14 protein-coding genes are annotated in these 13,538 nt (G+C 63.1%); 2 read left to right on the top strand and 12 right to left on the bottom strand.

Features of this window, described 5'->3' with window-relative positions; all coding sequences use genetic code 11:
* Window positions 1-30 precede the first annotated feature (30 nt).
* Both DSM104635_RS04475 and DSM104635_RS04470 read left to right on the top strand, forming a co-directional pair.
* A complete protein-coding gene (locus DSM104635_RS04475) occupies window positions 31-3,465 on the top strand; it encodes an efflux RND transporter permease subunit (RefSeq protein WP_158765050.1) in 3,435 nt (1,144 codons plus the stop codon).
* Window positions 3,466-3,485: 20 nt separating this feature from the next.
* Window positions 3,486-5,543 carry a M13 family metallopeptidase gene (locus DSM104635_RS04470; RefSeq protein ID WP_158765049.1) on the top strand — a complete coding sequence of 686 codons (2,058 nt, stop codon included), beginning with the start codon at window positions 3,486-3,488 and terminating at the stop codon, window positions 5,541-5,543.
* A 55-nt stretch (window positions 5,544-5,598) separates the two neighbouring features.
* Here the strand turns inward: DSM104635_RS04470 and DSM104635_RS04465 are convergent, their stop codons facing one another.
* The 12 genes from DSM104635_RS04465 to DSM104635_RS04410 form a co-directional block, all read right to left on the bottom strand.
* Window positions 5,599-6,006: a DUF1801 domain-containing protein gene (locus DSM104635_RS04465; protein ID WP_158765048.1), complete on the bottom strand. Its 408-nt coding sequence runs from the start codon at window positions 6,004-6,006 to the stop codon at window positions 5,599-5,601.
* A 2-nt stretch (window positions 6,007-6,008) separates the two neighbouring features.
* Entirely contained in the window at window positions 6,009-6,866 is an 858-nt protein-coding gene (locus DSM104635_RS04460; RefSeq protein WP_228445851.1) for an alpha/beta hydrolase, read from the bottom strand.
* A 16-nt stretch (window positions 6,867-6,882) separates the two neighbouring features.
* Entirely contained in the window at window positions 6,883-7,278 is a 396-nt protein-coding gene (locus DSM104635_RS04455; RefSeq protein WP_228445849.1) for a hypothetical protein, read from the bottom strand.
* Between the two features lie 188 nt (window positions 7,279-7,466).
* Window positions 7,467-8,894, bottom strand: coding sequence for an NAD(P)(+) transhydrogenase (Re/Si-specific) subunit beta (locus DSM104635_RS04450; RefSeq protein WP_158765046.1), 1,428 nt, complete (start codon window positions 8,892-8,894; stop codon window positions 7,467-7,469).
* A gap of 1 nt (window position 8,895) precedes the next feature.
* On the bottom strand, window positions 8,896-9,522 hold the full coding sequence (locus tag DSM104635_RS04445) for a hypothetical protein (protein ID WP_158765045.1): 627 nt from the start codon (window positions 9,520-9,522) through the stop codon (window positions 8,896-8,898).
* Window position 9,523: 1 nt separating this feature from the next.
* On the bottom strand, window positions 9,524-9,832 hold the full coding sequence (locus DSM104635_RS04440; RefSeq protein ID WP_158768002.1) for a proton-translocating transhydrogenase family protein: 309 nt from the start codon (window positions 9,830-9,832) through the stop codon (window positions 9,524-9,526).
* Entirely contained in the window at window positions 9,829-10,173 is a 345-nt protein-coding gene (locus DSM104635_RS04435) for a hypothetical protein (RefSeq protein WP_158765044.1), read from the bottom strand. Before DSM104635_RS04435 ends, DSM104635_RS04440 begins: the two co-directional genes overlap by 4 nt.
* Window positions 10,174-10,189: 16 nt before the next feature.
* Window positions 10,190-10,540, bottom strand: a complete 351-nt coding sequence (locus DSM104635_RS04430) for a nuclear transport factor 2 family protein (protein WP_158765043.1) — start codon at window positions 10,538-10,540, stop codon at window positions 10,190-10,192.
* On the bottom strand, window positions 10,537-11,154 hold the full coding sequence (locus DSM104635_RS04425; RefSeq protein ID WP_158765042.1) for a hypothetical protein: 618 nt from the start codon (window positions 11,152-11,154) through the stop codon (window positions 10,537-10,539). Before DSM104635_RS04425 ends, DSM104635_RS04430 begins: the two co-directional genes overlap by 4 nt.
* Entirely contained in the window at window positions 11,151-12,287 is a 1,137-nt protein-coding gene (locus tag DSM104635_RS04420; RefSeq protein ID WP_158765041.1) for a Re/Si-specific NAD(P)(+) transhydrogenase subunit alpha, read from the bottom strand. Before DSM104635_RS04420 ends, DSM104635_RS04425 begins: the two co-directional genes overlap by 4 nt.
* A 3-nt stretch (window positions 12,288-12,290) precedes the next feature.
* The gene (locus tag DSM104635_RS04415; protein WP_158765040.1) at window positions 12,291-12,593 is read right to left on the bottom strand and encodes an aa3-type cytochrome c oxidase subunit IV; all 303 of its coding nucleotides are present in this window, start codon (window positions 12,591-12,593) and stop codon (window positions 12,291-12,293) included.
* Window positions 12,594-12,678: 85 nt separating this feature from the next.
* The gene (locus DSM104635_RS04410) at window positions 12,679-13,470 is read right to left on the bottom strand and encodes a metallophosphoesterase family protein (protein WP_228445846.1); all 792 of its coding nucleotides are present in this window, start codon (window positions 13,468-13,470) and stop codon (window positions 12,679-12,681) included.
* Window positions 13,471-13,538 lie beyond the last annotated feature (68 nt).

The following is a 13,538-nucleotide window of genomic DNA, read 5'->3' as shown; positions in this document are numbered from 1 at the left end:
GGCGGCTGACGCCGACGCTGGAGACGTTCGATGCTGAAGGGCCTGGTCGCTTGGTGGGGACGTAACCCCGTCGCCGGCAATCTCTTGATGTTGTTCTGCGTCCTCGCGGGCGTGTTCTCCTTCAACCAGATGGAGAAGGAATTCTGGCCGGTCGGGCGCGATGACGGTGTCTCGATCAACGCGGTGTGGCCGGGCGCCAGTCCGGAGGACATGGAAAGCCAGATCATCGTTCGCATCGAAGAAGCGACGGCCGATCTCGACAACGTAGACTGGGTGCGTTCGCGCTCGGGCGAAAGCTATGGCTGGGTCAACCTCGCAGCGGATCCGGGCGTCGATGTCGACGCGATGACGGAAGAAGTGCGCTCGCGCGTCAGCTCCATCAGCGGCTTACCGAGCGGCATGGAGCCAATCCAGGTTTCGCGCCAAGTCGGCCGCAACTGGTCGATTATTCTGGGCGTGCACGGCGACGTGCCGGAGCGGACACTTCGTGACACGGCGGAGCGCCTACGTGACCGGCTTTCGCTGCTCGCGGGCGCAGCGAACACGATCGTGGTTGGCGTGCGTACGCCGGAAGTTTCGATCGAGGTTTCGGAAGCGTCGCTGCAGGCGTGGGGCCTGACATTCGACGAAGTATCGCAAGCGGTGCGTGCAAGCTCACTCAATGCCGGCGCCGGCGCCGTGCGAACGCAGGACGGCAACTTCCAACTGCAGGCGCGCAACCTCGCCGATTCCGAACTGGATTTCGAGAACATCATCGTCCGGCAAACGTCGGACGGCGGCATCGTGCGGCTGAGAGATGTCGCGACCGTCAATGACGGCTTCCAGGACGTGAACCTTTACTCGCGTATGAACGGCGAGCCGTCAGCGCTTGTGACGGTGCAGACTGCGGATCGGTTCAACATCTGGGATACCGACAAGGCGGTGCGCGAAACGCTGGAAGAGATCCGCTCCGAGCTTCCGGCCGGTGTGCAGATCACGACGATCTACAATGAAGCGGAAGACTACAACGCTCTGGTTGGCATTCTGCTGCAGAACGCGCTGCAGGGCTTCTTCCTGATCTTTGTGCTGCTGTTGCTGACGCTGCACCCGAAGGTGGCGTTCTGGGCGACGCTCGGCGTCATGACCGCGTTCGCGGGATCGTTCTTTATCCTCCCCTACTTGGACATCTCGCTCAATTTCATGAGCGTGTTCGGCTTCCTGCTGGTGCTCGGCATCATGGTCGATGACGCCATCATCGTCGGCGAGGCCGTCTATGAGAGGGCGGAACGCGGGCACAGCGGCGCCGACGCTTCGATCATGGCCACGCAGATGGTGTTGAAGCCGCTGGTGGCGTCGGTGTTCGTCACCATGATCGCGTTCAGCCCGATGATGCTGCTGGAAGGCGACGTGCGGCAGTTCACGCGCGCCATCTCCATCGTGGTGATGTCGACATTGGTGTTCTCGCTGATCGAGAGCCTCATCATCCTGCCTGCGCACTTGGCGCACGTAAAAAAACCAGACCCGCAGGGCACGGGGATCCTCAGCAGCTTGATGCGTGTGCAGCAGAAGTGCGCGCATTCGGTGCTGTGGGTGGCGGAGCATTTGCACGGACCATTGGTGCGCGGCGCGGTGAAGGCCCGCTACCTGACCTGGTCGATCTTCCTCGCAATCTTGGTGCTGTCGATCGGCCTGCTGGCGACGGGGCGCGTGAAGTGGACATTCATGCCGGAAGTCGAAGGCGACTTCATGATGGCCAGCATCACGCTGCCGCAGACGACGCCCTTCTCGCGCATGGAGCAGGTCGCCGCGCAACTCGATGCGGCGCGGCGCGCGCTCGAGGAGGAAACGGCTGACTACGCCGTGGAGGATCCCAACACGGGCACCACGTCGCGCGGCGTGGTGCGGTCGTGGAGCCAGTCGATCGAGGAAAACTCCATTCGCGCTTATGTCGGCCTGACGCCCCCCGAAGGCCGCCCGCGGTTGCGTTCGCGCCAAGTGACGGAACGGCTCGAGGAATTGCTCGGCGAAGTGCCGGACGCCGACGAAATCAGCTTTTCGCTCTCAGGCTCTGGCTCACCCAGCATCGAACTCGCGCTGATGGGCGAAAACAAGGAAGATCTCGAAGCAGCCGTCGAGGAACTGAAGGCGCGGCTGCTGCAGTTCGGCGATGTGACCAGCGTGCGCGACAGCCAGGACGCGGCGATCGAGGAATTGCGGTTCGCTTTATTGCCCGGCGCTGAGCAACTCGGCATCACCCTGGGCGATATCACGCGACAAGTTCGGCAGGCCTATTTCGGCGAAGAAGTGCAGCGCCTGCCGCGCGAGGGCGACGACGTGCGCGTCTATGTCCGCTATCCGCGCGACGATCGACGCACGCTGGAGAGCCTTGGCGGATTCCGCGTGCGTACCAATGACGGACGAGAAGTGCCGTTGGCGTCCGTTGCGACATGGGAGTTCGCCCCCGGCATTACCGGACTCGACCGCCGCCAGCGCATGAGTTCAATTTTGGTGACGGCTGACCTCGTCAACGCCGAGGCGCGTCAGCAAATCATGAACACGCTCGACAGCAGCTTCTGGCCGACGTTCGAGGCGCAGTACACGACGGTGTCGCGCCGCGCGATCGGCGAGGCCGAAGGCCAGCAAGAGTTCATGGAAAACTTGGCCCGGCTCGGGTTGATGGCGTTGGCGGCGATATATTTCTTGCTCGCGGTGACGTTCCGCTCCTACGCGCAACCGATCATGATCCTCTGCGTGATCCCGTTCGCCATCGTCGGGGCCTTGCTCGGACACTTGGCATTCGGCACCAGCTTCGCGCTGTTCTCCGTGCTCGGCGTCATCGCGGCGATTGGCGTCGTCGTGAACGACAACGTCGTGCTGGTGGATCGATGCAATCAGATCCGCGGCTACTTCGCGTTGCGCGAGAAGCACCCGGGCAACGCTGTACTTGATGAAGAAGAAGGCTGGGACCCGCACGAGATCACGCTGCCGAACGGCCGCGTCGTCGAGTATGTCGGCATCGCGCCGGACCTTGAACCGCACGAGGAAATGATCACCGAAGGCGCGGAGTCCGGTTTCGCGCAGGGGCCGATCGAACTGCGCACATCCGCGCAGATGAAATGGGACAGCTCCGAGTATCGCGAGCGCGCCGAAGTGCTGGAAGGCATGGGCTTCCAGGTCATGCGCGTGAAGGCCGAGCGCGGTATCACAGAAGCGTCGGTCTCGCGGTTCCGTCAGATCTTCCTGACATCGGTGACCGAGTTTGTCGGCACCTCGCCGATGATCCTGGAAAACGCGGCGATCGTACAGTTCCTGAAGCCGATGGTGCTTTCCCTGGCCTTCGGCGTCCTCATCTGCATGCCGGCCACCTTGATCCTGACGCCCGCCTTCTACATGATCGGCATCGACATCAAACGGGGCGTCCTGAAGATGTTCGGTTTCTATGGGCGCCTCTATGGGGACCGCCGCAAACTAGCCGCGGCGGAATAAAAACACTCGGAGGGAAGTTCATGATCAATTTGTCCCGCCGCGCTTTTGGCGCGTCGAGCTTTGCGTTGTTGGCGGGTTGCGCGACGTCGTCGGAGGAAGCCGCGGTCCCGGCGCGCGCGGCGCCCGCCATCGGCTCGTTCGGTTTTGACCTGGGCGCACGCGATCTCAGCGTCGATCCTGGCAACGACTTCTTCCGCTACGCCAACGGCACGTGGCTGGCCAACACGCCCATCCCCGACGACCGCACGCGCTGGGGCACGTTCGACGTGCTGCGCGAGATGGCCGACAACAACATGCGCGTCATCATAGAAGAAGTAGCACTGGCGGGTGGCGCGCCCGGCACGAACCAGCAGAAGATCGCCGATTACTACAATTCGTTCCTGAACCAGGACGCGATCGACGCGGCCGGCATGACGCCGGTGCAAGCAGAGCTGGCGCAGATAGCTGCGCTGCAAAACCACGAGCAGACCATCCGGTTGATTTCAGCGCCCGGCGTCGCCGTCAATTCGCCGATCGGCATTGGCGTCACGCTCGATGAGCGCAATCCCGATCGCTACATCACCGGCATGTCGCACGGCGGGCTCGGCCTGCCGGAGCGCGAATATTATCGCCGCACCGACGGCGAATTCCCAAACATTCGCGCCGCGTACCTGGCGCACATCGAGCGCACGCTCGCGTTCGGCGGCATCTCGGACGCCGGCGCCAAAGCGCGTACGGTGCTGGATCTGGAAACGCAAATAGCAGAACGGCATTGGCCGATCGCCGACCGGCGCGACCGCGACCGCACCTACAATCTGAAAACCCGCGCGGAAATCCGCGCACTCGCGCCGAGCTTCCCGTGGGATCCGATGTTCGACGCCGCGGGCATGAGCGCGGTGCAAGAAGTGGTGATTTCCGAGCTGTCCGCGATGCGGCCGCTGGCGCAGCTCTTCGTGGCGACGCCGGTTTCGACCTGGAAAAACTACCTCTCCTATCACCTGCTCCGGAACAACGCGGCGGTGCTGCCGAAGGCGCTCGACGATGAAGTGTTCGATTTCTACGGCCGCACGCTGAACGGCCAACCGCAACAGCGCGAGCGTTGGAAGCGCGCGGTGCAAGCTGTGAACGGTGCGATGGGCGAAGCCGTCGGCCAAATCTACGTGCAGCGCCACTTCCCACCTACAGCGAAGGCCGAGATGCTGGACTTGGTTGAGAACCTGCGCCGCGCTTACGGCGAGCGCATCGATCAAGTGAGCTGGATGTCGGCGGAGACGAAAGTCAAAGCGCGCGAGAAGCTGGCGACGTTCCGGCCGAAGATCGGCTATCCGGATCGCTGGAAGGATTATTCCGATCTCGAAGTGCGCGCTGGCGATGCCTACGGCAATTCCAAGCGGCAACAGATCTTCGACTGGGATTTCGATCTCGCGCGTCTGCCGCGTCCGAGCGACAAGGACGAATGGTTCATGACGCCGCAAACGGTCAATGCCTATTACAACCCGACCTTCAACGAGATCGTGTTTCCGGCCGCGATCCTGCAGCCGCCCTTCTTCGATCCCAACGCTGACGCTGCGGTGAACTACGGCGCGATCGGCGGCGTGATTGGCCACGAAATGGGCCACGGTTTCGACGACCAAGGCGCGAAGTCGGACGCACAAGGCGTGCTGCGCGATTGGTGGAACGCCAACGACGTCGCCGCCTTCACGCAATTAACGGATCGCCTCGTCGCGCAATACGACGCGTTCTCGCCGCTGGAAGGCATCAACGTGAACGGCCGCCTGACGCTCGGCGAAAACATCGGCGACAATGGCGGACTTCAGGTCGCGCTGCACGCCTACACGCTGTCGCTCGCCGGCGCCGAAGCGCCTGTGCTTGATGACGCGACGGGCGACCAGCGCTTCTTCCTCGGCTGGGCCCAGGCTTGGCGCGCCAACATTCGCGACGCAGCGTTGCGCAACCAGATCCTCTCCGACCCGCACTCGCCCAGCATCTACCGCTGCAACGGCACGGTGCGGAACATGGATGCGTGGTACGCGGCGTTCGACGTGCAACCGACGGAAGCGCTTTACCTGGCGCCGGCGGATCGCGTCACGATTTGGTAGAGGCCGCCGCAAGCTGAAACGAATTGGGGAGCGGTGTGAGCCGCTCCCCTTTTTGTTATTCCGGATACTTCTTCGCCATGCTCTTCCAGCCCTTGGCGACGATCTCACGCAGAACGCCTTGATCAACATCGGCGAGCTTGTTGATGTAGAGGCAACTTCTTCCCGTCTTATGCTTGCCGAGCTTTTTCATCAGCGGCTCGCCGTCATAACCATCCATGATGTAGAGAACGAGATTCGCCTTGCGCGGCGAAAAGCCGATGCGCGGCCAAGGGCCGCTCGGTGTTGTGTATTCGCCGTAGCCCACGATCGACGGCCCCCACATCGCAGGCTTTTCACCGGTGAGCTCGCGGAAGAGCTTATCGACAGCCTTGGCGTCCTTGCGCCGCGTGTCGTCTTCGACGGCGGCGATGAAGGCGGTGACGGACGCTTTGGTGCGCTGGGTTTTGGGTTCAGCTTTGGCCATGCTCACTCCGCTGGATGCTGGGCGAGAAACGTCGCGATATGGGGATAGATGCCGTCGCGGACCAAAGTCGCGTGATCCGACCCAGGCATGCGCACGAACATTTTGGGCTCGTTTGCGAGTTGGTAGAGCCGCTGGCCCAGCTCAAACGGGACCACCGTGTCAGCGTCGCCGTGGACGATGAGTAACGGCATGTGCACGTCGCGTATCCAATCGCGCGAACGAAAGCTGTCGCGAACGAGCGAAGCGCCCATGGGCGTCACATATCCCGCGGCAACATCGTCGACTCCAGTGAAGGGCGCTTCGAGGATGAGCGCCCGTGCGGGCCGTTCTGACGCGAGCTTTACCGCCGGACCGCTGCCGAGTGAGAAGCCGTGAATGACGATGTCGCGCGGGGCATAGCCGTGGGCGATCAGCCAGTCATAGCCGGCGCGCGCATCAAGATGCAGCCCGCTCTCGCTCGGCGTGCCGGTCGAGCCTGAATAGCCGCGATAGTACACGGCGAGAAAGCCTGCGCCGGTTTCATCAATGCGCCTCCACCGTCCGCCCCAGATTTGCGGACGACCGCCATTGCCGTCGAAGAACAGGAAGATGGGCTGGCCCGGTTGAGGCGCGTGATACCAGGCCACGATGCGTTCGCCGTCTTCGGTTTCGATGCGGACGGCTTCGGTAGTGGGGAAGTTGGGCGCAACCTCTTCGCGATGCGGGTGGTAGATCAAATTGTTCTGACAACTTGTCAGCACAACGAGCGGCAGCGCGATGATCGCGGCCAAGGCAAGCAGGACCGGAGCGACGCGCTTCACGGTGATGCTGGCAAAGGCTTGGCAGAAGGTTGCAACCGCGTTGCCTCGGTCGCAAACCATGTTGCCCATCCGCGCATTAGCGCGGGGCGCACGATATATTGTCCGCGCACCAGCGCAGACTCGCTACCGCTTCGTCCCAGCTCGCCGCCGATGCAGCGGGATCGAGAGCCGCCATTGGCGCGTATTGGTCGGCCTGAAAGTTATAAACGCGCGTTTCGCCCATCACGAGCACGGTGCGGCGCACGTTGATGGTCCGGGCATCGACGCGACCATCGACGACGAGACCGCGACAGATCATGATTAGTTCGGCGGCATCGTGCCCATCAATCTCAAACTCGCGGACCTCGGATACGCTGTGCTCAACGCACGACGAGGCGCCAACGCCCGCGCCCATATCGCGCGCAATGGCGCCGATGGAATCGGTTGTGAACCGGCCAAAGCGCGGCAGATCAGAAAAAATAATGCGGCGCAAACCACTCGCGGAAGTAGCCTCGCGGCGTGCCATTCGGACGTTGCGCGCGGCGAAGCGCTGAGCGCCGGCCGCCGGTAAGGGCATAGCAACAAGATCTGGAGGCGCACGAAAAACCAAATCTTCGGCTCGCGCCGCTGTCGCGCCCATCAACAGCGCGGCTCCCGCGATTAGAATTGTGCGCAAAACCATCACAACCCCTTCACAATCTCGTCCGTCATTTTCTTCGCGTCGCCGAACAGCATCATGGTGTTGTCGCGAAAGAAAAGTTCGTTTTCGACGCCGGCGTAGCCGGAGCCCATGCCGCGCTTCACGAACAGCACGGTTTTAGCGCGCTCCACATCCAGGATCGGCATGCCGTAGATCGGGCTTTGCGGATCGGTCTTCGCGACGGGGTTGGTGACGTCGTTGGCGCCGATGACGTAGGCGACGTCGCACTGGCTGAACTCGTTGTTGATGTCTTCGAGTTCGAACACTTCATCGTACGGCACGTTGGCTTCGGCGAGCAGCACGTTCATGTGGCCGGGCATGCGGCCGGCGACGGGGTGGATGGCGTACTTCACCTCGACGCCTTCCTTCTTCAGCATGTCGGCCATTTCGCGCACGCTGTGCTGCGCTTGCGCGACGGCCATGCCGTAGCCCGGCACGATGATCACCTTGCTCGCGTTCTTCATGATGAAAGCCGCGTCGTCGGCGCTGCCCTGCTTCACCGGCCGCGTTTCGGTCTTGCCCGCGACAGCGGCGCCGTCAGCGGTGCCGAAGCCGCCTAGGATGACGGAGATGAAGCTCCGGTTCATGCCTTTGCACATGATGTAGCTGAGGATCGCGCCGGAAGAACCGACCAATGCGCCGGTGATGATGAGCGCTACGTTCTCAAGCGTGAAGCCGAGTGCTGCGGCGGCCCAGCCCGAGTACGAGTTCAGCATCGAGACGACGACGGGCATGTCGGCGCCGCCGATCGGGATGATAAGCAGCACGCCGATCAGCAGCGAGAGGCCGGCAAGCGCCCAGAAGTGCCATTCGACCGTGCCGTGCGTGTCGATCATCATCCAGATCAGTGCGACGATGCCCAGCGCGATAGCGATGTTGATGAGGTGGCGCGCCGGCAGCATGATCGGCGCGCCGCTCATGTTGCCGTTAAGCTTCGCGAACGCGATGATCGAGCCGGTGAAGGTCACTGCGCCGATGGCTGCGCCGAGCGAGAGCTCGATCAGCGACTGCACGTGAATGGGTTGGCGGATCAGGTACGCGCCAACGTTCTCTTCCGCTGCGATACCGAAGCTTTGCGGCGCGTAGAATGCGGCCGCCGCAACGGCGACGGCAGCGAGACCAACCAGTGAGTGAAACGCGGCGACAAGTTGCGGCATCGCCGTCATCTTGATCGAGCGCGCGGTGACGGCGCCGATGCCGCCGCCGATCACCACGGCCACCGTGATGATGCCGAGCGTCGCGGGGTCGAGTTGAACCAGCAGCAATGTCGTGACGACGGCGATCGCCATGCCGATCATGCCGAAATTGTTGCCCTGACGACTGGTCTCTGGGCTCGAGAGCCCGCGCAGCGCCAGGATGAACAGCACCCCGGAGACGAGATACGCGAGTGCGGCGAGATCAGCGTTCATGTCAGCCCCTAGGTGGTCCGTACCGGCGGTAGCGCGACCAGCCGGAGAGTATCGTAGCCGCGGGTGCGGCGAAGAAGACGATCGCGGCGATCCAAGTTTCCCAGCCTTCTTGGGTGGCGCCGAGGAAAGCGAGCACGTTGCCGATGATCGGCACGAACGCCAGGACGAAGCCGATGACAGCGGATGGCCAAGCGCCCCAACCGAGCGCTTCCTGAATCCATTCGCTGACGTAGTAGATTTGCAAAACGCAGAGCGCGACCCAGAGCGCCGCGATGAGACAGCCAACGCCAGCGCAGCCACTCATTTGCACTTGAAAGCGGCGCATGTCGTCGCGGGCGCGGGTGCGGTCGAAGGTGTGGGGCGAGACCGGCGCTTCTTCGTTCAGATTGGCGCGGGCGCGCTGGGCGGCGTTGCGGAGCTCATCGTCGCTGACGGCGCCCTCCTCGCCGGCGTCAAGCACTTGGGCTTCAAACGCTTCGACGGTTACGTACAAATCCTGAATGGCGTGCGGAACGGGTTGGCCGCTCGACGCGCGCCAAGACTCAACAAACCGGCGCGCGAAGGCTTCGGCGGACAAGCGTCCGTCGAGATAAGCGTCGATAAGAGCGCGCCAGTCCCCCGCCGTCACGTCACTTCTTTTCCTTCTTCTTGTACATCGCCAGCATGCGCTGGGTGACGAGGAAGCCGCCGAAGATGTTCACGGAGGCAAGCGCCACAGCGAGACCGCCCGCACCTTTCGCCATCCAGCCGCCGTCGCCCGCAGCACTGGCCGCCGCCGCGATCAGCGCGCCGACGATGATCACCGACGAGATCGCGTTGGTGACAGCCATTAGCGGCGTGTGCAGCGCCGGCGTCACCGACCACACCACGTAGTACCCGACGAAAATCGCCAGCACGAAAATGGCCAGATAGAAAACGAACGGATCGACCATGCTCAGTTGCTCCCGAAACGCGTGCGGCAGTCGTTGGCGGCGGTTTCGCGCGCTGCACGCGGTTGTTCGTTCCAATAGCTGCGCGCGGCGCTGGCGGCGTAGCGGCCAGTCATGCCCTCGACGCCTTCCATCGTGTTGAGTTGCGCGAGGATGCGGCCCAGCACATCGGCCCAATCGCCCGATGCGCCTTGCGGATAGGTCAGCACATCAATGTTGCGGTGCGCGGAAATGGCGCCTGCGCAGAGCGTGAGTGCGCTGATGGATGGTCCGGTCTGCGCTTGTACGGGCGTGACCAGCAGCGCGCTCATAAACAGCGCCGCCAGAGTGATCTTGCGTGAGCTGCTCATGACGCGTCTCCTTCGATCAAGCGGTTTCGTAGGTCGCGTCGGCGCGGATCACGAGGCCGGATGGATCCATCTCGTGGCTCTCGGCTGCGCGCTCACCGCGATGGTTGCGGTAAATCAAAGTATGGCCGCGCGCGCCGACGCACAGGGCCTCAGCTGTAAATGTAAGATTCGGCGCCCGCTCGAGCGCCTTTTCAAAATAGAGCCGCAGCATCGGCTTGCCGTGGATCACGCCATCCGGCGAGAAGCCGAGTGCTGCGATATAAGGCGAGGAGAACTCGATGTCCTCGGCATAGAGCGCAACGATGGCGTCGAGATTGCGCGCGTTCCACGCCGCGTAATAACGCTGGGCGAATTCTTCGTCGTTCATGCGGGGACGCCCCAGGACGAGCGTTCGAGCATCCGGTCGATTTCGTTGTACGCGCGCTTTTTCAGCGCATGCACCCTCTCCCTCTCAATTCGCGCGTTCGCTGCCGCTCCAAGCTGCAGGCCAATACCGAGAAGGCAAATGCTGAGCGCGGGATTCAAGAACGCGGCGATTGATCGAAGGTTAGCTTGCGAAGGCATCAAGAGGAGAGCGATGACGAGAATGGATAGACAAACGATGAGGATGGTTTGCGCCACGCCAAACGAATGCAGCCTAAAAGATCCAACGGCGAGACCAATTGGCAGCGCCAGAAGGGACAAAAGCATCAATTCATGCCGGGCCGGCGAAGATGGGTTTACAACCATCATCGCGATCATAAAGAGCATGACGACCGTAGCCCAAACCTGAAATACTAAGTGGCGAAACAGGGCCAACACTGTCGCCAGCACCGCGCCAAACACGAACGCCACAAACAAAGAGTTGGAGCTCAGAAGCATCGCCCAGCTCAAAGCCGCGATACTGGGCCATGCCGGCCAGTCCAAAGCGCGGATAGCTGCAACAAACAGCGTCGCCATAATGGCCGATGGAACCGCTATATAGACTATGGATTCGATCATGCCGCGCTCGCAGAAGCAAAATGCGGATGGATCAGCGCGCCGCTTTTGGAGAGCATCGCGCCTTTGATGATTTCGTCATCCCACGCTGGCGCGAAAGCCTTGCTGTCCTTGTCCGTCAGCAGCGGCAACAGCGCGAGCAGGTTCTTGGCGTAGAGCGAGGAAGAATCCGACGGCAGGCGCGCGGGCAGATTGGTGAAGCCCATGATCTTCACGCCGCCGACTTCGACGAGCGCGTCCGGCTTCGAGAGCGGGCAGTTGCCGCCTTGCGCGACAGCGAGATCGATGATGACCGAGCCAGGACGCATCGACTTGGCTTGCGCTTCGGTGATGAGCACCGGCGCGGCCCGGCCCGGGATCAGCGCCGTGGTGATGACGATGTCCTGCTTGGCGATGTGTTCGGTGACGAGCTGCGCTTGCTTGGCTTGGTATTCCGCGCTCATCGGCTTGGCGTAGCCGGCGGTGGTTTCAGCCTGCTTGAACTCTTCGTCTTCGACGGCGACGAACTTGCCGCCGAGCGACGCCACTTGCTCTTTCGTCGCCGGGCGCACGTCGGTGGCGCTGACGACAGCGCCGAGGCGGCGCGCGGTGGCGATGGCTTGAAGGCCGGCGACGCCGACGCCCATGATGAACACTTTCGCGGCGGCGATCGTGCCGGCCGCGGTCATCATCATTGGAAACGCGCGGCCATAAATCGCGGCGCCTTCGATCACCGCGCGATACCCGGCGAGGTTTGCTTGCGATGACAGCGCGTCCATCGATTGCGCGCGGCTGATGCGGGGAATGAACTCCATGGCGACCGCGTCGATCTTGGATTTCGCCAGGGCTTCGACAACACCGCGATCGCCGTACGGTTCGAGCAATGACGCAAAGCCGCTGCCCGATCGCATCGCACCAATCTCGGCCTCGGTTGGGCGGCGCACTTTGACGACGAGGTCCGCGCCGCCAATGCCGCCGTCAGTGCTGATCGTGGCGCCGGCTTGCTGATAGAGATCGTCCGGATAGCTTGCGCTCGCGCCAGCGCCGGTCTGGACCGCGACGCTGTGGCCGAGGGCCGTGATTTTCTTCACCGTCTCCGGCGTGGCCGCGACCCGCGTTTCGCCCGGCGCGGTTTCCTTCAGGACGGCGATCTTCACCGATCAGCCCATCATGCCGGTCAGCGCCGGCACGATCAGACCGCCGATGCCGAGCAGCACCCAGAGCGCAACTTGGGTGGCCCAATAGACGCCGGAGAGCTTGAATACCGAGCCGATCACGACGCCGATGAGTGCGAAGGCGACGAAGCCGGGCCACCAGCCGAGACCAATGGCGAAGGCCAGGGTCAGCAGCATGACCGACTGCGCGATCAAACCACAGGTCCAGACCGAGGCCATTAGGAAGCCGTGGAAGGTTTCCTTTTGATCCTGGATCTCCATCTGCCCGTGTGCGCCACTTTGCGCCATTCGCCGCTCTCCTGGGTAATCGGTGGGCGGGGTGTAAACCGCGTTGGCCGGGCGAACAAGCGGGCCGGGCGTCGCGCCCAGAGCCTCAGAACTGAACGGCGGGAACGCGGTCTGAGACCGGGTGGAAGGTGACGTCGCCGCCCTCGAACCGGGCGGCGGTCAGGGTGCCGGACGCGTAGGCGCCGGTATCGACGGCGATGCGGCGCTCGTCGGCATAAGGCCGGTCCACCGGCGTATGTCCGTGGACCACGCGGTGCGAGAAACGCCGCTTGCTGGCGATGAAGCGATCGCGCGCCCAGTAGAGGTCTTCGTCGGTCTGATCTTCCAACGTCCGCGCGGGATCGATGCCCGCATGGACGAAGGCGTAGTCGCCAAAGGCGATGAAGCGTTCGAGGCCATTGAGGAAATCGAGGTGAGCCTTGGGCACGGCGGCGCGGAGCGCCTCGCCCGCGGCCAGCCATTCCGCTTCATCGGCGCCCACCGGGTTGGGCGGCACGACGCCGTAGGACAGGAGCGTCTCCACGCCGCCCTGCATCATCCAAGCGCGGTTGGACGTCGGCGCGTCCATGAACGCCAACATGGTTTCTTCGTGGTTGCCTTTGAGGTAGCGGCGCTCGTAGCCGGTGGGACGGCCACTGAGCAGCAAGTCAATCACCCCGGCGCTGGCTGGGCCGCGATCGACGTAGTCGCCCAGAAAGATCACCACGGGCGGGCCTGCTTCGCGGGTGTCCTGCGCTGCGCGCGCTTCCAGCACGTCCATCATCTGGGCGAGTAAGTCGGCGCGGCCGTGGATGTCGCCGACGGCGTACCCTACCCGACCGTCAGGAAATCTGGCGGCGGGCGGCGACGAGCGCTCGAACATCCGCAGCAAGTTCATGGTCCCGGCTTAAGCGCCGCAGGGTCCGCTGGCAACGCGCTTCGCTCCCGCAGGGGCTGACACATTCT

Origin of the sequence: Terricaulis silvestris (assembly GCF_009792355.1) — a bacterium.
GTDB classification, from domain to species: Bacteria; Pseudomonadota; Alphaproteobacteria; order Caulobacterales; family Aquidulcibacteraceae; genus Vitreimonas; species Vitreimonas silvestris.
Note: the sequence above shows the minus strand (reverse complement) of the source record. Positions and strands in the feature narration are given on the sequence as shown.

What these genes read in the sequence shown, in the direction of transcription:
- DSM104635_RS04475 (WP_158765050.1), top strand. Translation starts at nt 31, where the DNA reads ATGCTGAAGGGCCTGGTCGCTTGGTGGGGACGTAACCCCGTCGCCGGC.
- DSM104635_RS04470 (WP_158765049.1), top strand. Translation starts at nt 3,486, where the DNA reads ATGATCAATTTGTCCCGCCGCGCTTTTGGCGCGTCGAGCTTTGCGTTG.
- DSM104635_RS04465 (WP_158765048.1), bottom strand. Translation starts at nt 6,006, where the DNA reads ATGGCCAAAGCTGAACCCAAAACCCAGCGCACCAAAGCGTCCGTCACC.
- DSM104635_RS04460 (WP_228445851.1), bottom strand. Translation starts at nt 6,866, where the DNA reads ATGGTTTGCGACCGAGGCAACGCGGTTGCAACCTTCTGCCAAGCCTTT.
- DSM104635_RS04450 (WP_158765046.1), bottom strand. Translation starts at nt 8,894, where the DNA reads ATGAACGCTGATCTCGCCGCACTCGCGTATCTCGTCTCCGGGGTGCTG.
- DSM104635_RS04435 (WP_158765044.1), bottom strand. Translation starts at nt 10,173, where the DNA reads ATGAGCAGCTCACGCAAGATCACTCTGGCGGCGCTGTTTATGAGCGCG.
- DSM104635_RS04430 (WP_158765043.1), bottom strand. Translation starts at nt 10,540, where the DNA reads ATGAACGACGAAGAATTCGCCCAGCGTTATTACGCGGCGTGGAACGCG.
- DSM104635_RS04425 (WP_158765042.1), bottom strand. Translation starts at nt 11,154, where the DNA reads ATGATCGAATCCATAGTCTATATAGCGGTTCCATCGGCCATTATGGCG.
- DSM104635_RS04415 (WP_158765040.1), bottom strand. Translation starts at nt 12,593, where the DNA reads ATGGCGCAAAGTGGCGCACACGGGCAGATGGAGATCCAGGATCAAAAG.
- DSM104635_RS04410 (WP_228445846.1), bottom strand. Translation starts at nt 13,470, where the DNA reads ATGAACTTGCTGCGGATGTTCGAGCGCTCGTCGCCGCCCGCCGCCAGA.